Below are 22735 nucleotides of genomic sequence, written 5' to 3'. Positions count from 1 at the left end.
CAAGTACTGAGCTATTTAGCTCGAAATGAAAGCAACTTGCTGTTAACCAGTTTGAAGAATTCCTGCTTATAGGCTTTGCCGATAGGGATAGACAGGTCGTTGTTCCGTACGCGAACCACGTTCCCTTCGACTGCCGTGAGGTAGGTCAGGGAAACGATGAACGATTTGTGAACCCGGATAAAGCCCTTATCGGCCAAATGTTCGTATACATATTTGAGGGTAAGGAAAGTGGTGATGGGCGGCTGCCCGTCGCTATGAATGATCACATAGTTGCCCAGCCCTTCAATAAAGGTGATACGCTGTATATCCACTTTGAGCAATTTGCCCTTCTGTTCCGACTTTACAAAAAGAAAAGCGTCGTTCCCGTTCGTTGCCGTTTGCAGGGTGCCAACGGTTGTGGTCAGCCGGCTCACCGCTTTAAGGAACCGCGGGAACGCAATGGGTTTCAGCAGATAGTCCACCACCGCATGCTCGAACCCATCCAGCGCATATTCCTTATAGGCGGTGGTCATGATGACGCGGGTATCCCGTTTGATCAGCTTGAGGAGTTCAACCCCGGTGAGGTTCGGCATCTGCACATCCAGGAATACCACGCCATGCACCAGGTCATCCAGCAGTGCGAGCCCGGTAACGGGATCGGTGGTTGCCGCAATTAAATTGAGGTAAGGAACCTGTTCCACGTAGTGTTCCAGTACGTCAACCGCATGCTGCTCGTCGTCGATGATGATACAGTCGATCATGAATTCAGTGGTATTTTCAGTTGCACTGCAAATGCCGATGGCTCGTCTTCCAATACAAAGGTATAATGGCTGCCATAGCTAAGATCCAGTTGCCGCCTGATGTTTTGCAGACCGATGCCGTTGGAAAGTTCTTTGATGCCGTTGCCTTTCTTGTTTTTTATATAAAACGACAATTCACGGCCGTTGGTATGCAGCTTTATCAAAATAGGGTGACTTTGGTCATGTAAGTTGCCATGTTTAAACGCATTTTCGACCAGGGTGATCAGCACTAACGGAACGATGGTTGCGGAAGGATTGGTTAGGTCTTCATCGAAACAAATATTCAGTCGGTGATCGTGGCGCCGCTGATTGATTTCGATCACGTTTTTCAAATGCTCCACCTCCTCCATTATGTTTACCCGACCACGCACATCCTCTCTTTTTGCCAGCGCGTACCGCATAATGTCGGCCAGTATCAGCACGGACTCCGCTGTTTTTTCATCGCTCTTCATAATTTTGCTATAAATGAAGCTCAATGAATTGAACAGGAAATGGGGGTTGATCTGGTGTTTCAGTGCACTGAGCTCGGCCTCTGCCTTTTGTTTCTCTAAAATGATCTGCTGCTTGCTTTTGCGTATCCATTCCGCCATCAATGCCACCGAAAAACAGGCGACCAAATCACATAAACTGAACATGGCGTGCCACAGCAAAAACCAGGAAAAACTATTGTCGGGAATGGCGGTGGTGGACAATCGTTCCTGCATGTTTTGGGGGTCTTGCGGTGCCGAAAAAAGCCACCAATAACTAAGGGCTAACTTTAGCGCGAACATCACAAAAAAGACAGCCAGCGCACGCCAGATGCGTACCTTGTGCATCAGGGGCAGAATCACATGAAAGATCAACAGGTAATACGTGACGACCGCCTCCACGATAAACAAAAATGTATTGATGCCGAGCCCGAATCGCTTGCTGAAATCGTATACGGTTTTTGCAGGATTGGCCATGTATGCCATAAAAAACAAGGTGCCGTGAAGCACCAGGCTCATCAATGTCAAGAGAATAAGCCTTTTGCGGTTGCGTTTCAGAAACGCTACGATCGACTTGAATAGATTCTTGGGCATAGTTAGAACGTTAACCCTATTCCGCCGAAGACACCGACATTTCCTTTGGTCGTCACGGAAAGGTCTATCCGCGATTGCAGTTTGAGTTTAGGGACAACCTGTTGCCGAAAGCCCACACCAAATACACCGGTGATGCCGGGTTTGTAATCCTCAAAAAAATTGGGTGCTACATCCCCCGCTCCCGCGAACACCACATAGCCGTACCGCGGGTCGACATTGCTGAAATTCGATCTCAGCTCGCCCTGCAATGCAATTGCCTGCCTATCGATGTAGAGGTTGCGCCATATGCCGCGCAATAGCCGGTCGGCCGAAATATAGGGTAATTGGTAAAAAGGCGCGTCTCCGTTGAATACGCCGTGGTACAGTGCCTGCACCGCCAGGGTCGTACCTTTCGTTAATATCGGCAACGCATGGAAACCACGGTAATCGAGCTTAACATCGCTGTACACGAAGTCGCTGCCACCCAATCCGCCATAGCGCCTGAAGGACAGGTCTGCGTAATAGCCTCCCGTCGGGAAAAACAGGTCGTTCCGCGTATCAAAACGCAACACCGGACCCGCGCCCGCTAAAAATCCACCATCCCCGTTGGGCACCGCGGTTGAGGCAGGTTCATCGAAATCCAATCGGCTGTCGTTACGGACCTGATAGGTAATGCCCGCAAAGAAGCGTTCGCCGATGGCTTTGGTCACTTCCCCTTCCCAGGAAAACACGTTGTTGTGGTATACGGTGCTGTGCTCTTTTTGGGTATCGTTGCCCAATCCGAAGAAATACGACCGATTGTTGTGGAGAAAACTCGCATGGTTGACGTAGTGCCATCCGCGTTTGCTGAAATAATCTATCGTCAGGCTCGTCTGCAATTGGCCGTTGAAGCCATAGGCCACCGAAGGCGTGATCGAAGACGGACGGAAGAAGCGTGGGGGAACGGAAGACTCATTGACTTTTGGAGGGAGTATGAAACACATGCCAAGTCCAAGTAAAAAGCTGGTTTCCGGGCTGTAGGAAATGATCGGTATCGGAACAATACCCACTTTGCTGGTGGGCCCATTCAGAAAGGCCGAATCGGGCAGTGCGGAAGTGGCGCTAATGCGTGCCTCCGCCAGATCGGTTCGGACGGATTGCCATCCCGCTTGGTTAAGCACCGTCAATTTGCCCTCCTCAAACCCGTCGGCGGCGATGGTATTGTTCAGGGCCGTCACGCGCGAACGCTCCTGCAGACCCCATACAGCAAGTTGACCTGCGTCGTTTAGGCTCATCAGGTACCTGCCATCGGGAGCAAAAGCCAATTGTGTAAACTGCCCGTTTTCGGCACGGATGGTTTGCACCACGCGATCTTGCCTGACGTCCCTTACTTCGATCCGGTTCCTGTGATTGATGCTGGCGTATTGGGACGTATCCGTGGGATTGTATACCAAGCCGGTCAACCGTGAAGTCTCCCAATGTACTTTTTGGGTTTTCAGTGTTTCCGTATCGATTTGCCGCACCACCGACCTTGCTGCCGCCAGCAACTGCGAACCCTCGGCGTTCACGGCGATGCTGGTGGTTAAGTCGGTAATGGAACGCATGGTCAGCAGCTGCCAGTGTTGCGTATCGTAAGCCGCCAGCTTTGCCCCCCAGAATGTCTTGGAATGCACGAAAAAAGCCCTGTTGCCGTCGCGGGTGAAAGCAGCAGACTCGATGGCGAACGGATATTGCTGTTTCATTTCACCATTACGGGTCAGATCGTGTACGTAAGTGGTTTTCTCCGTCTTCGTTTTGATGGAATAGAGCAACCAGTGGCCGTCATCGCTGATGGTGCAGAAATAAGGTGATGCGCGATGGGAAGTGGCTATCACGGTGGCCGCGTCGTCCGCCAAAATGGTGGAGACCATAAGCTGGCCATCGACAAACTGCACCATCCGGCCGCCATTGGCCGCCAAAGGCGCTGTGGCATGACGATTCGTTGGGTCTTGGGCATGGACAGTTATCGAAAAGGACAGGCAAACCAGTAGGAGTAGGGAAAGGGTGTATCTGAAAGCGGCGTACAGTATGGGCATCAATTCATTAATTTTTACGTTCAACATATCGTTACGACGGGAATAAAGGTAACGTAATGGTATTTATTTGTCAATAAAAATATGCAAACGGCCAGATTCGCTATGTAAACGCCGAATAATTCCCGGATACTTTTTCAGTCATCCACGATTACATCAGGTAGTAATGTTCCTAAGTATGTCTCTTGTCATAGATAACAGTCGATAGAAGTAGTTTTGCGATATTGCGTTTTATAACTAATATTTCTAAGCACATGAAAAAAGATGAATGATATAAAGTTGTGGAAGCAGTTTCAACAGGGCGATGCCGAAGCTTTCGATATACTCGTAAAGCAGGCCTGGATCCGGAAGCGGCGGCCACCGGTAGTACCTCTTCTCCCTACGCGCTGCCAAGACGGATGATGTTTCGGGCGATAGGTCTTCGCTCTTCATCATACGACTCCAAAAGCCCGTATGGAAAACCGAATTTTAGGACCATGGCCAATTTCCAGGCCAAATTATAAGCATCCTGAATCCCGGTATTCATGCCCTGTGCTCCGGCAGGACTGTGAACATGAGCCGAATCATGGACTTTTTTTCCATGACTTGCTAAAAAATCTACGAGCAATTTTTCGGTTTCAAATTCATGACTTTTCTTGAAATATTTCTTTGTTTTTCCGACTAAAAGACACCCCGCCGTGTCGGCGAAATTATTGCCCATTCTGTTTGCCATCATCAATTTATAATTTCACCATCATTATCTGCCAGTCTTTCCTGCCACTTACTTCGCTCTTCGGTAGTTATTCGTGCCCAATTTTCAATCTCACCGATTACTTTTAGTGGTTTCTGACTGCGATACGAACGTGTCGGGTTGCCTGCGAACTTTTTATTCGTCACATTCGGATCTTCTTCAAAATCCCCCGTTGGTTCTATGATATAAACGCGCTCTTCTCCCTCGCCTTTCGCCAAAGCAGCAGCGAGCCCGGCCCCATGTATCAAAGCGGTAAAGTAAATATGATTCATAACGAGATCGGCTTCATAATTCGATTTGCCTCCGGCGGTCAGTAGATCGCCTATCTGTAAATCTGCCCTTGTTCCGTGAAAGAAGGGACCTTTGGTCGATGGTGCATCAGGTAGCTGTTTTGCTAACTTAGCGTATTTTTCGGCGTTATCCGCCTCGCGCAGTTCCTTGTAACATTGTGCCAACTGGGCGTATATTAGCGGTAGTGCAGGTCTAACGACGTCATCATTTATTTTCTGTGCGAGCTGCAATCCCATGTGGAGCCACTTTAATTTGTCCTCCAGCTTGTTTTGCCGACGAGCAATATGGTGTGCCGAAGTAAATTTTTCAGCATCGTCAGTTGCTTCCTCCCAAGCTTGCAGAAAAAGGGCAAGTGCATCTTCGTAATTACCTGTCTCCTCCAGATGCATGCCCTGTATACAGAGCTTAACCACTGGATTATTTGCGCTAAATTCCATGTTATAATTTTCGAAGTAAAAGATAGGAAAAAAAATTATCTTTGCCGCTTAATCCATATAATTATGAATAAAATCATTATTTTCCTATTGTTGTTAGGGACATTCCATCTTGGGTTTGCACAACAGCCAAAACTACTAATTGAGTTTGGAGGTGCCTTTGATCGGGCAAAATCTGAGACATATTCGCAGCCCAGCACTGCCCAAATCCACGAACTAAAATCCCCCAAAATCCAGCCCCAGATCGGTTTCGGAGTATCGTCTCGTTCCTATATAGGATTAAGCTACAATTTAACCAAAATTAAAGAAATTTACACGTTCGATTCTAACAACGAAGTTTATACCACTGCTGCGCGAAGAGAAAACTTAGAAAAGACGCATGCATTCGGTATTTTCTACCGCTATTATTTTATGCCATTCAACAAAACCCGGTGGAATACTTTTGCCGAGGTGAATCCAAGTTACCAGCTTTACAACGTCAATGACGCTTCTATGTTAGTAGTAGAATTCCATGAATCATTTTCCGGATCAACAACGGCTCAGGAATCGTCAGCGCGCCATAAAGCTATCGATATGGATATTAGAGTCGGGGCGTCGTACCGTATTGCTCCTAATTTTCATGCCCAGCTATCCGTAAGATCGTTAGCCAATGTGAAGTACACATTTAACAATTCCTCTAAATTGTTTGATGAACAAAAAGAAACATCTTATCGATTTTTCACCTCGCCTTTATCAAACACCTATCTTTCCCTTTTATTTAGTATTTAAACATTCAACATGAACAAAATTTATATCCCCAACAGATAATATACATTCCTGATGGCAACGGAATTCAGCCGGTTGGTGTTAACATAGACGGGAACACCATTAATCAGCACGTCGGTCTACTGATTCAGAGCTACCTTTATGACAAGGGGAAAGTCGCTGCATTTCTAGAATTGGACGGAACAAAAGGAACTTCAAAAGCTACAACAAACCTGCCTGATGGTATACATAGTGAAACTCCAGTCGTTGAAAGCGATGTCTATTCCTCAGGAATACATGCCGGCGGACGGTATACCTTTTTTAAAGGACTGGGTGCAGAGATACGTCTAAACCGTTTGGTTGGTTATTATCATTCAAAAACTAAAGGAAATGACTTAAAAAGGAGTCAGTTTAATTTATTTGATAACTTTTGGAATGAAGTGTCGCTAGGACTGTCGTATCAATTTTAAGCATTCCAATAAGAAAATAAACGTTCCATCATCGCTGCAAGCCGCTTGTAGAGCGGGATGTACGCTTTTCTGGATTGTCGGATTTCAAATTCATGACTTTTCTTGAAATATTTCTTTGTTTTTCCAACTAAAAGACACCCCGCCGTGTCCGAGAAGTTATTGCCCATGCGGATGGTATTGTAATTTAAAGTATAAATAGACTCTACAATTTTTAAAAAAACATCTATACAATCTAAAAACACACAAATAGATATGTTTTAAATGGTTTATTTTCACTATATTTGAACAAATAAGAAAATAAATGGATAATTCAAGGTTTATTCCGACAGAAAAAATCATCGAACGCTTACAATACGAAAATCCTTGGTGGTTGACCCAAGAAATTCCTACTGTATATAAGGAGATGTCCAAGCGCTTGTATTTTGATCTGTTTTACCCCCATGTAATGGAGATAGAAATTCGTAGAGCTGTTGTGTTAATGGGGCCAAGACGGGTAGGGAAAACAGTAATGATGTTTCATACTATTGATCAATTAATCAGAGACGGTATTAATCCACAGCGTATTTTTTTTATTGGCATCGATAATCCTATTTATGTCAATCTGAGTTTGCAGGAAATTTTAGATTTATGCAAAGAGTCGGTAAAAGTTCAAAGCCTTGAAAACTGCTTCGTGTTTTTTGATGAAATTCAGTATCTCAAAGATTGGGAACGACATTTAAAGGTTTTGGTTGACACGTATCCGAATACAAAATTTATTGTTTCAGGTTCTGCAGCAGCTGCGTTGAAATGGCACAGCACGGAAAGTGGTGCTGGTAGATTTACCGACTTTATGCTTCCGCCTCTTACTTTTCAAGAATTCATTCATCTTAAAAAGCGAGATCACCTTATTCAAAAAAGTACGATTCAGTACGGAGATAAGCAAATACCCTATTGCACACCTTTGAATGTAGATGAACTAAATGATGAATTTATCCAATATTTGAATTTTGGAGGTTATCCCGAAGTTGTTTTATCTGATAAAATACAGAAGGATATGGGGCGTTATGTAAAAAATGATATTGTAGACAAGGTGCTGTTGAGAGATTTACCTAGTTTGTATGGAATAAGAGACGTTCAGGAACTTAATCGTTTCTTCACTTACATTGCGTATAATACGGGGAATGAATTTTCGTATGAGACCATGTCTCGAGAAAGTGGAATCCTAAAAGAAACACTCAAAAAATACTTAGAATATTTAGAAGCTGCCTTTTTAATTAAAGTCTTGAATAAAGTAGATATGAATGCGAAACGATTAAAACGCGTGACCAGTTTCAAAGTTTATCTAACCAATCCATCGCTCAGAACAGCTCTATTTTCACCTGTAAAAGCAACCGATAGTGAAATGGGGAATATGGTAGAAACCGCCATTTTATCACAATGGATGCACCGTGAAAATTTGGATTTAACCTATGCACGTTGGAGAGAAGGACGATCTGAAGGAGAGGTAGATTTGGTTTTAGTAGATGATAAAAAATTTAAACCTGTATGGGGAGTAGAAATAAAATGGAGTAACCGTTTCTTTGATATGCCACAAGATTTGACCAGTTTAACGAAATTTTGCAAAGCAAATAGTTTTGAAAAGGCCTTAGTTACAACTATAGATAAACAAGATACCAAAGTTGTTAGTGAAATCAACTTCACATTTGTTCCGTCTTCTGTTTACGCTTACAATATTGGGGAAGTTACTTTAAGAATGAAAAATGGATAATAGAATTTCTTAACCACTGGATTATTTGCACTAAATTCCATGTTATAATGATTTAAGTGATATGCTGCTAAAGAAATAATCGATGACCAGCTATATTAAAAAAACGGTTAACGGCTATGCCGTCAACCTGTTACTTCTTTTTTTTGCTGAAGACATTAGCAACGGTGTCCTTGGACGGGCCGTCTTTTTCTTGTTGGTAAGAAGACTGTGTCTTGTCTTTTGTGCTTTTGGTCTTTTTTTGATCTTTGCTCATGATGTGTATTTTTAAGTTTACTAACGTTGTTATGGTAACTCGCGCGAGGTGCTTGCTCGACGATAGACATGAAGGCACCCAATCGGCGCCCTGTTGCCTGTTTATTTAATCTAGAGATATTACGTGCTTTAAAGAGAAGAATACTTGCCGGTAAACCGACAAAATTTTCAGGATAAAACAGTATGTTTTATTTTCATATCGGATTCGCGAAAGGGATTTAATGACTGCGAATCTTTATTTTTAAATATACGATTAATAGTTGATATTCAAAGGATTAATACAGAAATTTTCGGGAGTCTTTTTCTTTTGAATGTACCCGTCCATAATTAATCTGGCCATGAGGTAACTAAGCGTCGATTCTGCCCCCTGATTGATATTGACAACCTTTTCTTCCAGACCATCGAAGCACCCACCTGTAACGGGATTGTAGATGTGCTGCCTGATATGGTTCCTACCAAGGAACCACTCGAATGATGTTACCAGCATTTCCCGGTATCGGTCATCATGGTCTATCCGGTAAAAACGATCAAGCGCTATAATGGTGTATGCTACATCTATAGGCTGCTCCCCTCCCTTGGAATCATTCCGGGGTTTTCCTCGATGTGCCCATCCCTTGTTTGTAACGACGTGTATTCCGTCATCTGCCATCACCTGGCTTAATAGAAACTCGAACGACTTATAGGCAATGACCTTATATTCCGGTTTTCCTGTAACTTCATAGGCACAGAGCATCGCCTCGGGAATGCAACTGTTGCCATAAGTCAGGTAGGGCTCATACCAATGCCACCCGTCTCCGCTTTCGTGTCCGAACATCGCAGCCAATCGAGCGGCCAAGATATCCAGTTGGGCATGATAGCTCCGATCTGCTACACAGCTCAACCCTTTCATTATAAAAGCCATGGATCTTGTTGAGTAGTAGCGTAAAAAATTAACCGAGGCGCGTTCCATCAAATCGCCGGCAATCTTGGTGAACGCTTCCGGCAGTAGCGGGGCCATCCCTAACAGTTCACCTAACGCCCAAATGGCGCGACCATTTGCATCTTCCAGGTTTTCCTGTCCGTTCTGTTCGGTAAAACGTCCCTGCTTATCCATGTAGTTTAGAAAGGTGCCATCTTCCTGCATGCATCGGGCAATGAAATACAGATATGTTTGGATCAAGGCCAAGTCTTCATATGCCTGATAGGATTTATAATGGTGCAGTATCGCTATTAATGCGCGCGCGTTGTCATCGAGTGCGTAACCACTTTCCAGGTCTGGCGAACTTATATCAGCAAACTGTACCATCCCGATGTCTGTCGTCATGCGCAGAACATGATCAAGGTTAACCGGTGGCAGGGAATAAACAACCTTCCGCCCCCCTCCGATAAGATCTTCAAATAGTTCCATATGCGCTATGGCAGCATTAGGCCACGACGTCGCCACCGTTTTCTGTATATTGATATGCCGGATACTGTCCAAGCGTATTGTGTCGTCCAGTATCTGATTGACTGCGCTGGCCAGTTGCAGGGGTGCGTTAAAATCTATTATAATCCCCATATCTTCCTTTAACACTTCACATACATGTGGTATCGGTGTCGACACGATCGGGCATCCAGAGCTCAATGCATAGGAAAATGTACCGCTTACGGCTTGTAATGGATCGTTGGAGGTAAAAAGGTAGATATCTGTCACCAAAAGGTAAGAAAGCAGATCCTCCGTTGATAGAAAATGATTGACGAACCGTACATTCTCTGCAATCCCATAGGTATCGACCAATTCTTCAAGTACGAGACGGTACCGTTCGCCTTCGGATTGAAATAAGGTTGGATGTGTCACCCCTAAAATAAGAAAAATGACCTCTGGCGCCTTCTCTATAATTTTGGGCAACGCTTCCAGGGTTGTTTCGATGCTTTTGCCGGGACCTAGCAGACCGAAGGTGCTGAGGACCTTTCTTCCTTTAAGGTCAAATCGCTCGCGTATCTCATTCTTGTCCGTCGCCGGGGTCAGGTGCGTACCGTGCTGGATGACAATGACCTTATCGGGATTGATCTGATAGTCGCTAGTAAGAATATGCGCGGAATGGTAGGTCATTACGACGAGCTTAGCGCACGCCTCCGCTATAGCGTTTACCTCCTTGAAAAGTTTTTCCTCAGGACAAGGCAATACAGTATGGAACGTTACGATGACCTGCTTTTCTATCTGGGTGAGCCATTCATGGAATCTCTCGTTTTGGCCTCGGAAGAGCCCGAATTCATGCTGAACGAAGACCAGGTCAATTTTATCGGACCGGTTAAGATAAGTCAGCAAGATCCCGAAAGAGTCGTCATCGGATACATTGAGCACATGATCACTCACGAAATCATATGAAAGCCTTTCATCATCATTTTCTATTGGTATAGGTACCTGCGAATAGGTCTGTAGAAACTGATTAGAAATCGCGGTCATAAGATCTGTAGTATATGTTGCTATGCCACAGGCACGTGGTGGAAAAGTGGACAGGAATACTATTTCCCGTTTTGTTCTTGGTGTCATATATGTTTCTAGTAGATGTGAAATTGTCGCGCACCGGCGTCCTGACCCGGCAAAATACGGGTAGTTAGGTCGTTGCGTAAAATAAGTGGGTTAAGAACAATAAGCGCGGCTCCCTTGCACTGCAGTAAACGGAGGGTAATTGTGGAGCGCGTGCCGTAACGATCGGAAATGCTCAACTTTTATAGAAACCTCGGAAACGGTATTTTATGTAAAACGTTACATTAACATTTATAAATGTACGATAAATAATGTAATAAAATCTTATTTACAAGATAGTTACATGTCGATGACATAATAGGACATCCCGCATCCGCGCGACTCGTTTTTCCTATTATCTATCTCGTTTTCTGCTATTTAAAATTCATTTTGCATGAATTAAATTCATTCTGCATGAACTGAGTTTATGCATTTTTTCAAACACAACTTCTTTTTTCCATTCATGGCTGAAAGCCGCTCCCAGAGCGAGATGCACGTCTTTTGTGGACTGCCATATTTCGAAGTTCGTGCTTTTTTTTGGAGTAATTTCATCACTTACTAGTACGCAAAGTATTCGTCCCAGCAATCGACAGGCAAATTTACGCGTGCTTTTTCGTGTTGCGCTAAATTCCCTTCAAACCATTCGGTAACACTTAAAAGCTTTCGTAGCTTCCTATCATCCAAGTTGCCCGCCCCACACAAGGCGTTCATGGCAGCGGGCGGAGCCACTAGGTGATATTTCGAAGTCTTGCTTCTTCGGAGGTGAAACATATTCACGTACCGACCTTTTCCTACTTTCAGGAACCACTCGTTCGCTAACCAAGATGCTATCACATTCGCTGTGTATTTTGTATAGAGCACCCTTCCATCCATGAGGTACAAGACCCCACCATTTCGGGTAGATAAATAAATCAAGATGTCTAAAATCCGTACTTTATCCAGCAACGGTACAGGCTCCACAACAACAGAGGGTACGCTTTTGCTCGCGCCACCACTGGAATGCCCAATTTTGTGAGCATCATCCTGCTCGGCGACGCCATTGCCATACATATCACCCACGGATAACGCAAGCTGCCTATCCTTCCATTGTACAGCGCGCCGTCCTTTCTTCCACCATCGACGGATATGGCTGTCATGAAACACAGAACAGCTCGGTTTCCACAGAACCAAACTCGTGTAAACAAATAAAATCGTCACAAAAATCGGAAAGCCTATTCGCATATAACCAGACGCTACGATACCACTATTTACCAAACTATATAGAAAATGTAGTAAACAAAGATGGAAGGTCGTGATGCTTAATCCCACGGTTAGAAAATACGCGCCATACATTGGCCACCGAAAGGATGGTCTCATCTTTGACAATAAAACAAATAAAAGCCTGACCAATCTACTGATCCACCACATGTACAACCACAACAAAGCAAATGTTAACACGCAAAGCAAAAAAAATTGAGGCTCCTCGATATAATCCATTAAATCAAGAAAACGTCCATTCGTATTCAATAGATAAGTCACGAAAGTAACTCCGCAAAATGTACTGCCCCATAAATATATTTTCATTCTCTTCTCGGTTAATAAGTTGTAATATGTAACGCAAAAAGCGATTGGTATACTAATATAAAAACACCGATAATAAAAAGCAATTCAAGCCGTCATTTGTCGCCATTTTTTATCTACTCAAATCCTGTGCGTCATAAAAATTTCCCAGCGTAATCCCAACTCGGCGTAAATTTCCCCAACTGGGAGCCAACGGCCGCCAGCCGGTATTGACGAATACTATTTATCTGATTTTATTTGCTTGATAGACAAAATAAATATGAAAAAAAAATTAGACACCGTGGGTGTAGCTGAAGTTCAAGCGGAACTTCTCGCCCTATCAGATCAAGAGCTACAACAAGAAACTACTGCCTTGCAACAGAATTTTACGGAATGGATGGAAGAACATTTCGAGCTGACTCCGTCCCAGTTGCAGCAGCTCCATGAGCTGCCTACCGATTTCCGAGATAAGCTTACTGACGCTGTTGCTGGAACGTTGAACGGACGAGGCTTGATTGCTTTCACTAAAAAGGAAAAAAGCCAACCGCAACAGCGGGGTGAGAATCCAAAAGACATCATCATCGGCGGCCAGCAAAGTGTTGTTTGGCGAGTTGGCGATGCTGAAAGCACTGAACATGGCTCTCTTTCTATCGAGATTAGCTATGGCTAAGTGCAACGTTGCGCTAAATCCACTGCTCCCTACCAAAATCTGGAGCAGTGGTATTTACAATCCGCTTATGAGACCTTATGGAAAAAAGCCTACACGTCAACTTCCTTGCTCACTTTGGGCAAGCGATTGCCGACCAGATACCCGAGCGACCGAAACCTCGGCTTAACATCCGACATGCGGACACGCAGTACTATGCCAAAGAAGGAAATTGGGCCATCGCCCAAGAGTTCGATGGTAAACATGGTTATCTCTTTAGTTATGATCTACACTTCGAGGAGGAGGCGGTTATTCCGGTACGGGTCGACATGGGTGATTTGTACGTGCTGTATCTAGTCGAGGGAGACATCGATATTTTGATCCGTGATGCCGCCGACAATCTTATTTGCACCCTCGCCCCTGGTCGCGCCCGGTATTTGTATGTCCCTCCGGGCGATTATCGAGTCGAACTTTCTGCCGGAGGACATCAAGTATTCGGATTTTACTTTGATGGCGGTATTTTTCGCGATGGGAATGAACGCAGCTTCCGCTTTTTACATGAGGTGATTGCCGCTTACCGAAGTAAAGCCACCCATCTGGTTTATAGCATCGACTTTCTCGTCGGCCCCAAAACCCTACTGCATATCGACCACCTTTGTAACAATCTCCGAAAAGGTGATCTGGATAACGAAGCCTTTGTGTTAACCGAACTAACGCGATTGATGCAGCTATCGAAAGAGAAGGTGTTTACGGAGTATGAACAGACCTCCGACCCTGAACTCTTAATCCAGCGATGTCGACAGTTACTTGCCAAAAACATTGCATATGAAGGCAATAAAGCCCAGATCAAATTGATCGCTAATCAGCTCGGTATACGATACGAATATCTCAATCGCATCCACAAGCAATTTCACGGCAAAAATCTGCGTGATTACCGCAGCAGCCTACTGGTTAAGCATGTCGAAACATTGCTTGCTGGCCCCTTTTCCCTTTGGGAAGTGGCGATACAATCAGGTTTCCATGGTCCCAGCGAACTGAATCGCTTTTTTAAGAAACATCGTGGTATTACACTAGCCCGGTATCGGCGATCTATTGAAAAAGTATAAAAGTATTTCTATCATACAGGGCACTTCGCAAGACTCCGCCTACTCGTTATCGCCTATGTCATTTTTGGCATATCACTAATGTCATATTCGGCATAACGCTCGCTTTATTTTCCGTTTTACCTTTGGACTATACAATAACAATAAACGTAGGTCATGAAAAGAGCGGCAAATATAGAGCATCTAATTGAGTACAGTAAGGAGGGCCTGTTCGTACTCTTTGTGTTTATCTGCGTGATACTTCATGCTGATTTTCTCATGGTTATCGATAAACCGGATCTGCAAGAATTTAAAACAGACGAAGCGTTTGATCCGCTGAAGGTCGAAACGCTGCATCCAGATTCCGCAATAAATAGAAAAGCGAATGCTTGATTGCCGAACGAAAAATAAAACTTGAAGAGATGAAAACAAAACAGTACAGACGAAAATTTGCGGTGTTTCCCGGTTTAGCCGGGAAGAACATATTAACCAAGGAAATCAGCGATCGATAGATCGAGATTCCGCAGCAAAAAAATAGATTACGCAACGCACAAGAAACGAATAAACATGCAAAAGCTTATCAACAGAACGAGAATAGCAGCGGCCATAGACGCAATAGCCCAGAGCAAAGCCGCACATTGGCTCGGCAAGAAATCGCTGTGGCTCTACAAAGGTCTTCCTGAGCTCATTGCGTATGGTTATGCTTTCCTGTATATGTATACCGGATACGACAAGCTTAAACATGTGGAAGAGTTTATAGATGGCAATAGCAAGATACCGCTTGTAGGACAGTACGCCGAACTTATCGGCTGGGGCATCCCCACTTTAGAGATCCTATTAGCTGTACTGCTGGTATTGCCCTTCTTAAAGCTGAAGAAAATCGTGCTTTGGGCTTCTGTCGTCTTAATGGGTATTTTCACACTCTATTTGGCAACGATGTTGATTTTCGTCCCGGATAGGCTTTGCAACTGTGGGGGTGTAATCGAATCGATGGGCTGGACCACGCACCTGATCTTTAACCTTCTTTGTTTGGGTGCAGGAGTCTTTGCCATCAGGAATTTACAAAAAATATAACCATTTAAATTTAATAAGATGAAAACTCAAATTAAAAAATTAGTAAAATCAGCAGTGTTCGGTGTAACGGTGCTTGGTGGGGCGGTTGCAATGCAGTCTTTTGGAGAAGCTTTCCAAGAACAAACATGGTATTATAACAGCGATGATCCCAACGAGATCAATGTTGCCTCAAATTGGACAATGACCAATCCGGGGTTAAGCGGTTGTTCCTCTGCCAACCTGCCTTTGCCATGTCAATTACCGACACCCGAGGAAGTGGATAACCAATCAGCATTAGCAGACCACTTCGATGAGGTATTTAACAATGATGCCTCCAGTATTACGGCCGCAGCAACACAGCGACGAAACCCGTAAGGGGAATTGAAAGCCTTCTGATATTTACAGAAGGCTTTTTAATTTTCATCGTGGATTCTGCGTCATGCCCGTCAACTCTATAACCGTTCGGGGAACAGGTAGCGCAAAACGTAAATCACCCGGTTTCATCTCCATCATACTTCCCTGCCACTCACGTTTCATCCTAATACCACGTCCCTCCTTGTTCAACCGTTTGACGTCCATCCATCTAATACCACGAAATAAAAGTTCCTTTCTTCGCTCCCGTAAAATTAAATCGAGCAATTCTTGCTGATCCATATCCTCATCAATAGGAACGTACCCATCCACTTCATGACGCGTAATCAGCAGATCGTTCATATCCTGCACAGCCAATACCAGCTGTCCAGCTCTGACATAGCTTTCCGCTCTATTTAGGTACATCTCATTGGTTGCAATTCCGCTGAAGTTCAAATAAGGCTTTAGGGTCCCTTCAAAAATATAGGAGCCGTCCACACGCTGACCAAAGTTTACCGTTCGTCTTAAATCTCCGTCTTCATACAGTTCAACCAAATCCTCCGAAACCCGTAATCTATTCTGTGTAAGAATACTCGCGCCTATTGCACCGTCCATAATCACTTCCTCGCAGAACTCATCGATGGGATTGTTACTTTCGGGGTCCAATGTACTAAAATCGAGCAATGTGCTATGTAGTTGCAGGCAGGAATCTGCATACCTTCCGGTTGCTTCGTAATCCCTCACCGCCATATACGCCCGGGACAGCATACCGAAGGCTGCCGACTTGGACGGCTTGGTTGGATGAGAAGACCGCGTCGGTAACAACCGTGCACTGTTGGTCAAATCCTCGAAAATGCGTTCATATGTAACCTTTAGGTTAGACCTGTAAGACTGCTCATTGAAATTACTGGAAAGGCGTAATGGCAAGCCTAGATCTAAATCAGCGGTTGACGCATCGTAGGCATTGCACCACAGTTGTGCCGCATGAAAATAGGCTTTTCCACGATGATACAGTGCTTCGCCTTTGACCTTGTCAAACTGCCTATGATCCGATGTCTTGCCTACTCCCTGTATCTCACTTAATTTTTCAAGCACAAGATTACAGTAATATATTGCATTATAAGTGCGCAACCAGTCGTTTGATGCATCTTCTAAATACACATTATCGTCCCAGAGATATAGATTCTGTTCATCTTGGCTGAATAAACCGTTAAAATCGGCTTCAGACACGTAATAGTCATCTGTCGATATCTCCCCTCCTCTCGGATCATCAATGAAGATGGCCAGATTGTTCATTAGAGCATCTAGATCCTCCAGATTATCTGGAACAGATAATGAAACATCTGATTTTGCGTCTAAAAACTTCTCACAAGATGATAATGTAACAAAAAGAGTGCAGAGAATGTAGGTTAATAGTTTTTGTTTTTCCATCATTATAAACTTAGATTGATACCAAAAGTATAAACGGCCGGAACTGGATAAGAGCCAAGATCTTGCTTTCCTGCCTGTGGGTCAAGCCCCAAATTGTTTTTTCTCCACAAGATTCCCAGATTTTCCGCCGTGAGGTAACACTGCATTTTGAGTTTTGTTGAAGACCAAAAACCTGCTTCGGTAAGGTCATATCCGATACGCATGTTCTGTATACGTACGAAGCTACCATCATAGACAAAAGGTTCCGAATTGATATAGAACCTCTGCATCGCAGATGTAGCCGGGTAGATAAAAGCGGGAATATCCGTGACGTTTTCGTCACCCGGCTGTTTCCATCTGTTTTCGTGATCGGTATGTGTCACGTTACTCTGCACCAAGTTATAGTACTCGATGGTCGATCTTCGAAGGAAATAATTGAATTGGAACAGGAGCCTCAGATCCAGACTCCAGCCTTTGTACTGAAAACTATTCGATAACGCGCCGAAGAAACGTGGTGAAGTCGGGCCATGGTAATGAAGATCTTTCAATTGCGTCCCCGTACCCGACAGCGAAGAATAGTTATCAGAAACCTCACCCTCCAAATATCCAAGCGGACGTCCGTCTTCGGGCGATAATCCCGCCCATTTATAAGAGAGCATACTATAGACCGGTTTTCCTTCCAGTCCGGAGATTCTTAACGGGGCACCAACAAAATTATTCGCATTGGTATTTGTCAGATAGTAATCGACAATCTCATCCCTGTTGTAGCTGAGTAACAACTGGGAGTTCCATTGCAATTTACCACGCAGGTTCTGACTTGAAACATTCAGATCGAGTCCGCTTCCTTTCATGGACGCTACATTTTTCATGATGTGTGTTCCGATTCCGGCTGTATAGTCCATGGGGGACGTACCGAAAAGATCGACACCTTTTTTCGTATAATACTCTATGCTGCCCGTTAGTCGATTATGCCGCATGCCAAAATCCACCCCCAGATTCCATGTTTTTACCGTTTCCCATTTCAGTTCAGGATTTACGTAATTGCTGATAGCAGCTACCTGCTCTCCCGTATATTCGGAATTCGGTCGATACGTTACTGTCGTCACGGCAACCATACTATTGGATAGGTTTCCACTCAACCCGTAAGAAGTTCTCAACTTAAGATAGGGAAGAAAGGTAGACCGGTAGAACGGTTCCTTAGAAAGCTCCCATGCACCGCCCGCTGACCATAACGGGTTCCAGCGCCTGTTCGCGTTCATGCCAAAAAAATTGGAGGCATCTTTACGAAAGTTGGCCATCAACGAATACCTACCCTTATATATCCCGGAAGCGTTACCATAGTACGAGACAAACCTTGAATCCGATCGGGACCTACCATCTCGATTCGGAATAAATGCCCTCGCGCCATTTACGAAACTCGGATAATTGGTGGCATAATTAACTTGCGTATGTGTATATCTATCTGGGTTGAACCCGTACAGTCTGTTACTCACCGAATTTGACGTAGACTGCCGGACCTCGAAACCGGCAAACGCGTTTGTGGTAAAATCACCTTTTTCCAAGGTATAATCCAGCTGCCCGCGGAAATTATGTACAAGCAGCTTTGCATCGGTTCTGTCGTAAATCGCTCCCAACGGGATCGGGTAGGATACTTCTCCGTCATCCACTTGCGTAAAACGGTTCACCAAGTCGCGCGTGAAGAAGCTTTCCTGCCGGTATTGCTCATTTTTTTCACCCGCCTGCCGTTGGTAAAGATATTTCAGATCTGCACCGAACCGTTTGGGAAGCTTTATGCGTAATGCCGGTGCAAACAAGATCTCTGTGAGTTTGTCATCCGAGGTTTGATAGTTATGATCTTCCAACGGATAATACTGCCAATCTTGAAGATAACTGTAATCCAGACCATCTAAATAGGAAGATCGCAAAAACCTCACTAGCGGTAGCGGATTGCCATTTCCATCCGATAGCTGTGCATAAGGGTACACATCTCCCTGACTATTTGAAAAATTGGCGACTCCCTGTCTTCCCGAACGCATCGCCTGTTCCGTGTACGTGATTCCCAGCGTTCCTTCCAACCAGCTGGTGATCTTTACTTTCTGGTTGCTGTTCAGCGAGAGCCGCTCCTGTCGGCCGGCGAGTTCATCTTTTCCGTTATTATAACCGATTCCCAACGACCAGCCTAGTTTATCGCTCCCGCCATCAAGGGAAATTCTGCTCTGGCTTGTTACGCCTTTCTTATATACCTCATCCAGGTCATCGAATATATCTATTTCTTTCCATGCCGCTAATTGAGATTCCAGATCAGTATCCGATACGTACCCGTCTCGGTGCTGCTTTAAAAATTCAACGACCGGCGTTACGCCTGGTTTCGTACTCAGGGTAAACTTTGAATTATAAAACCCCTGATCAAACAGGAATCTCTCCATTTCGATAAAACTTGCCGCATTCATCGTAGAAGCGTAGCGGAGGTCCGGACGTTGGCGGGCAGACAGGTTAGAAATAAATGATACCCGTGTTTTTTCTCCGTAACTTGCTTTCTTGGTCGTTATCACAACCACCCCATTTCCTGCCCGAGCCCCCCAGATCGATGTGGCCGCGGCGTCCTTCAGCACCGAGATATTTTCTATATTATTGGGATCTATATTCGATATATCCCCCTCGTACGGAAAATCATCCAATATGATCAGCGGGCGTTTGCTTCCACTAATAGTGCTTAGGCCGCGCACGCGAAGATTCGATTCCCTGTTTTCATTGCTTTGTCCCCGATCGAACATCATCCCCGAAAGCATACCATCCAACCTGTCCAATATATTGGCCGAGGTGCGCTCCTGCAACTTTTCGGCACCAATTTGATCGAACGAGCCGATCCGTTCCCGTTGTGAAATCTTCCGATAGCCATCGTACACATACACTTCCTCCAGTTCTTGGTTTATATTAAAGAGTCCGATCTCGAATACCCGATCGCCATCAGACATGGAAATCACTGTATCTAATTGAATATACCCAACATGTGAAATCCGGAGTGTTTTCAAGCCATAATCTTGCAATATGACCTTACCCTCCCTGTCTGACGAATATGTCCGCTCCTCTTCCTTAACATGCACAGATACGCCCGATATCGGAGCGCTGTTGTTCTTATCGTAAAGTCGAAACTCCTGTCCATTCGCTAAACACGTGTATAATGCAAAACAGGACACGCCATAGATCTTTGCTATTTCCTTTCTAATCATAACTCGACAACTAAAATTGGAAATTCCACCTCGATATACTTTACGCCTCGCCCTAAAACATCCAATTCCGCTCCGATCGACCTTCCATTTTTAAAAGGCTCGACAGAGATGGCTTCGTCTGCCGAGGAAATATCAAATACAGGTATCCCATCATTAAAGAACCTACGGACAGCACTGGAAAGCGGTGTATTCCTAAATAAAGCACGTTTTGCTTTTGAGACGTCGAACGGTTTTTTTTTGTCGTAAACCAACCGGACAGGTATTTTTAACGGCTGAAATCGGGCATTTAGCCCGATATGTTCATTAAGCTGTGCCAACGCTTGAAGGGGAACACTTTCCTTCTCAGACACCGGAATGGAATATTCCAGACTACTTAGTTCAACGAGTATTGGCAGATTCGCCGGAAACTGCACAAATGAATGGTGAAACGGCAGATCTAGTTCTTCATAACGGTAGCGCGCGATAGAACGGTACATTTCCCCTATCCCGATATTGAGCATACTTAGGGAATATAATTTTCCATCTTCCATCCTGCGAATATTTCCACCTCCAAGATCAGAGTTCTCCCCGCGAAAAAAATAAGAATAGTGGAAGTTCGGCACGGCAGCATATTTTTGCGCCAGCAAAGCAGGAAAGTTATTGGTATCTGTCGTGACATCACTGACCCTGATTCCATCGGTTTCTACTGCGAGCCGCTCGATATCCTCTATACGCAGGTCTGCCAGTCCCGTCATTGTCTGCACCATCCCCTCGCCGTTCAATAACACATAAAATGGCACTGAACCATGTACAAAATACCTTGGTACCGTTTTGTTTCCAACAATCGATGTCAACGGATATCTCTTTGCTATTTCTTTATTTGCAAAGAACGTCTGTACTTTGGTCGGATCATCGTTTGTTACCAAAAGCACATTCATATCGCCTTTGTTGAATGCTTTCGTTTGATATAGATCGGGCATGTGTGCAATACACGTGGTACACCAGGTATTCCAAAAGTCCAGTAATAGTGATTTTCCTCTGTACTGCGATAATGTGGCCCGGGTAATCTCTCCGTTCTCGTATATGGATACTGAGTCTGTCCAAAACTCATCGGGAACCCGATGCCCTACTTGCAAAGGCTTAATCTCAATTCGCCCTTCGGCAGTCCGCGATTCCGCGGACTGCGCCCAGGCGTCTGATAGATTAAACAACATGAAACAAATCAATGCCAACACCAAAGGCATTGATTTGTTCTTCATTGCCTCTACCCCTACTATTCCCCTACTTTTACTGTACCGCTGATCTACGCCAGAGGTACATGCGTTTAGTAGGTCAGTAGTAGATCTCCAGTAGCTTCTTAGTAGATCTCCTGTACCTTTTCGGTACACTCCCCGTACACTAACAGTACACTCTCGGTACATTAACGTTACCTCATCTATTTTACGCAAAAGTTGCGTAAATAGTACTACATCCTTACTGCACCTATACTTAATCCCCGCTTTGAGAACGCCAAAAAATAGGCAAAAACGCCACCTGTTTCTTCGGGTGCTGTTCGGGTGTCCTTCGGGAGCGCTTCGAGTCCGCTTCGGGACTGGTTCGGGACAACTTCGGTAATCCTTCGTTTGAGATTCGGTTGTTCTTCGGGTGGCACCCGAACAGCAGTCGAACACTTCCCGAACAGCACCCGAACCAGTGTCGAACAAATCCCGAGGATATCTCGAAGAAACATCGACAACGTCTCGAACGGTTGCCGAAGGTAATTTAAAGGAATCTTCATCCTTGAGCGTCTTTAGATTCGTATGTGGTTTCGTAATACTACCAGTTCGGGTAGTAACAATCTTTTTGATAGGGTCCTGTAGAAACACATTTTGATTATGAATGTGTCTAGGTGGATACACAGTTACCTGTGTCGTTCTGTCCGTCTTTACGGGCATGGCGTGCCCAGTAGCATAAAATTGCTGCATGTTTTAATCGGTTTTATGATTAGTAATAACTTGAAAATCAATAAAACCGACCCCTGCTCCTTACGAAGAAGAAGAAATATGCGCAAAATCATTTTGCAAGATTGGAAAGTAAATCCTATTTTTATTGTGCAACGAATTATTTAGCCTTTACTGACCGAAGAAACCGTACAAACAATTGTGCATATTTTGTCAGAGGTCGGTAAAGCAGAAAACATTAAGGTGAAATATGTCCTTCCGGACGGCTGGGCGAAGTCCGCCTCATTTGCGTTTGCAGGCGTACCTTGCCCCTTCACCTTTTGCTAACTGCCTAGGCTTTTTTATTCGGGCGCGGCGATAACGTTCTTTATTTGTTGTTTACGGGATGGATGAAGCGGCACCTCTTTGAGGTGGCTTTGGGTGTTGCTAATGTTAGTTAACTTTTTCGTTCTTTTCATAATCCTGAAGTTTATGTAGAA

General features: G+C 44.6%; 20 protein-coding genes and 1 pseudogene. 9 read left to right on the top strand and 12 right to left on the bottom strand.

Going from position 1 to position 22735, the window contains the following annotated elements; translation table 11 throughout:
• Positions 1-11: 11 nt before the first annotated feature.
• The 3 genes from C5745_RS05925 to C5745_RS05915 are packed head-to-tail and all read right to left on the bottom strand — an operon-like array spanning position 12 to position 3900.
• Positions 12-740: a LytR/AlgR family response regulator transcription factor gene (locus C5745_RS05925; protein ID WP_105716076.1), complete on the bottom strand. Its 729-nt coding sequence runs from the start codon at positions 738-740 to the stop codon at positions 12-14.
• Positions 737-1840, bottom strand: coding sequence for a sensor histidine kinase (locus C5745_RS05920; protein ID WP_105716075.1), 1104 nt, complete (start codon positions 1838-1840; stop codon positions 737-739). The genes C5745_RS05925 and C5745_RS05920 overlap by 4 nt, the downstream gene beginning before the upstream one ends.
• Before the next feature lie 2 nt (positions 1841-1842).
• Positions 1843-3900 (bottom strand): BamA/TamA family outer membrane protein, encoded by a 2058-nt coding sequence (locus C5745_RS05915; RefSeq protein WP_105716074.1) that lies wholly within the window; start codon positions 3898-3900, stop codon positions 1843-1845.
• A gap of 234 nt (positions 3901-4134) precedes the next feature.
• On the opposite strand from C5745_RS05915, the gene C5745_RS20175 reads away from it, so the two are divergent.
• Positions 4135-4272: a hypothetical protein gene (locus C5745_RS20175; RefSeq protein WP_165793025.1), complete on the top strand. Its 138-nt coding sequence runs from the start codon at positions 4135-4137 to the stop codon at positions 4270-4272.
• On the opposite strand, the gene C5745_RS05910 is transcribed toward C5745_RS20175, so the two are convergent.
• Both C5745_RS05910 and arr read right to left on the bottom strand, forming a co-directional pair.
• Complete coding sequence (locus C5745_RS05910) at positions 4250-4585, bottom strand: FAD-dependent monooxygenase (protein WP_105716073.1); 336 nt, start codon at positions 4583-4585, stop codon at positions 4250-4252. The two genes, C5745_RS20175 and C5745_RS05910, sit on opposite strands and share 23 nt — an antisense overlap.
• Positions 4585-4965: pseudogene (gene arr / locus C5745_RS20795) on the bottom strand (NAD(+)--rifampin ADP-ribosyltransferase); the annotation flags it as partial. The gene C5745_RS05910 and the pseudogene arr, both read right to left, overlap by 1 nt.
• Before the next feature lie 426 nt (positions 4966-5391).
• Here arr and C5745_RS05900 point away from each other — a divergent pair.
• Together C5745_RS05900 and C5745_RS05895 are read left to right on the top strand one after the other, a co-directional pair.
• Positions 5392-6093, top strand: a complete 702-nt coding sequence (locus C5745_RS05900) for a hypothetical protein (protein ID WP_105716071.1) — start codon at positions 5392-5394, stop codon at positions 6091-6093.
• Between the two features lie 170 nt (positions 6094-6263).
• Positions 6264-6539: a hypothetical protein gene (locus tag C5745_RS05895; RefSeq protein ID WP_105716070.1), complete on the top strand. Its 276-nt coding sequence runs from the start codon at positions 6264-6266 to the stop codon at positions 6537-6539.
• Here the strand turns inward: C5745_RS05895 and C5745_RS20790 are convergent.
• Positions 6536-6781 carry a DUF5675 family protein gene (locus C5745_RS20790; protein ID WP_105716069.1) on the bottom strand — a complete coding sequence of 82 codons (246 nt, stop codon included), beginning with the start codon at positions 6779-6781 and terminating at the stop codon, positions 6536-6538. The genes C5745_RS05895 and C5745_RS20790 overlap by 4 nt on opposite strands.
• Positions 6782-6840: 59 nt before the next feature.
• Between C5745_RS20790 and C5745_RS05885 the strand changes: the two genes are divergently transcribed.
• Positions 6841-8286 carry an ATP-binding protein gene (locus tag C5745_RS05885; protein ID WP_105716068.1) on the top strand — a complete coding sequence of 482 codons (1446 nt, stop codon included), beginning with the start codon at positions 6841-6843 and terminating at the stop codon, positions 8284-8286.
• A gap of 130 nt (positions 8287-8416) precedes the next feature.
• Here the strand turns inward: C5745_RS05885 and C5745_RS20715 are convergent, their stop codons facing one another.
• The 3 genes from C5745_RS20715 to C5745_RS05875 all read right to left on the bottom strand — a co-directional run bounded on the left by C5745_RS20715 (position 8417) and on the right by C5745_RS05875 (position 12589).
• Complete coding sequence (locus tag C5745_RS20715; RefSeq protein ID WP_262508118.1) at positions 8417-8539, bottom strand: hypothetical protein; 123 nt, start codon at positions 8537-8539, stop codon at positions 8417-8419.
• A 252-nt stretch (positions 8540-8791) separates the two neighbouring features.
• Positions 8792-11050, bottom strand: coding sequence for a glycosyltransferase (locus C5745_RS05880; protein ID WP_105716067.1), 2259 nt, complete (start codon positions 11048-11050; stop codon positions 8792-8794).
• A gap of 534 nt (positions 11051-11584) precedes the next feature.
• Positions 11585-12589, bottom strand: a complete 1005-nt coding sequence (locus tag C5745_RS05875) for a hypothetical protein (protein ID WP_105716066.1) — start codon at positions 12587-12589, stop codon at positions 11585-11587.
• A 256-nt stretch (positions 12590-12845) separates the two neighbouring features.
• On the opposite strand from C5745_RS05875, the gene C5745_RS05870 reads away from it, so the two are divergent.
• The 5 genes from C5745_RS05870 (at position 12846) to C5745_RS05850 (ending at position 15721) form a co-directional block, all read left to right on the top strand.
• Positions 12846-13235 carry a hypothetical protein gene (locus C5745_RS05870; RefSeq protein ID WP_105716065.1) on the top strand — a complete coding sequence of 130 codons (390 nt, stop codon included), beginning with the start codon at positions 12846-12848 and terminating at the stop codon, positions 13233-13235.
• A 77-nt stretch (positions 13236-13312) separates the two neighbouring features.
• Positions 13313-14317 carry an AraC family transcriptional regulator gene (locus tag C5745_RS05865; RefSeq protein WP_105716064.1) on the top strand — a complete coding sequence of 335 codons (1005 nt, stop codon included), beginning with the start codon at positions 13313-13315 and terminating at the stop codon, positions 14315-14317.
• Positions 14318-14470: 153 nt separating this feature from the next.
• Positions 14471-14686: a hypothetical protein gene (locus tag C5745_RS05860; protein ID WP_105716063.1), complete on the top strand. Its 216-nt coding sequence runs from the start codon at positions 14471-14473 to the stop codon at positions 14684-14686.
• Positions 14687-14860: 174 nt separating this feature from the next.
• Positions 14861-15367 (top strand): MauE/DoxX family redox-associated membrane protein, encoded by a 507-nt coding sequence (locus C5745_RS05855; protein ID WP_105716062.1) that lies wholly within the window; start codon positions 14861-14863, stop codon positions 15365-15367.
• A gap of 18 nt (positions 15368-15385) precedes the next feature.
• Complete coding sequence (locus tag C5745_RS05850; RefSeq protein ID WP_105716061.1) at positions 15386-15721, top strand: hypothetical protein; 336 nt, start codon at positions 15386-15388, stop codon at positions 15719-15721.
• Positions 15722-15766: 45 nt separating this feature from the next.
• Here the strand turns inward: C5745_RS05850 and C5745_RS05845 are convergent, their stop codons facing one another.
• From C5745_RS05845 to C5745_RS05835, 3 genes are read right to left on the bottom strand one after another with little or no spacing between them, the layout of a single operon-like run.
• Positions 15767-17131: a RagB/SusD family nutrient uptake outer membrane protein gene (locus C5745_RS05845; RefSeq protein WP_105716060.1), complete on the bottom strand. Its 1365-nt coding sequence runs from the start codon at positions 17129-17131 to the stop codon at positions 15767-15769.
• Positions 17131-20337, bottom strand: a complete 3207-nt coding sequence (locus C5745_RS05840) for a SusC/RagA family TonB-linked outer membrane protein (protein WP_105716059.1) — start codon at positions 20335-20337, stop codon at positions 17131-17133. Before C5745_RS05840 ends, C5745_RS05845 begins: the two co-directional genes overlap by 1 nt.
• Entirely contained in the window at positions 20334-22280 is a 1947-nt protein-coding gene (locus C5745_RS05835) for a TlpA family protein disulfide reductase (protein WP_105716058.1), read from the bottom strand. Before C5745_RS05835 ends, C5745_RS05840 begins: the two co-directional genes overlap by 4 nt.
• Positions 22281-22735 lie beyond the last annotated feature (455 nt).

The sequence above is a fragment of the Sphingobacterium haloxyli genome (assembly GCF_002980525.1).
Lineage (GTDB): Bacteria > Bacteroidota > Bacteroidia > Sphingobacteriales > Sphingobacteriaceae > Sphingobacterium > Sphingobacterium haloxyli.
This window is presented reverse-complemented; position numbering and strand designations above follow the sequence as displayed.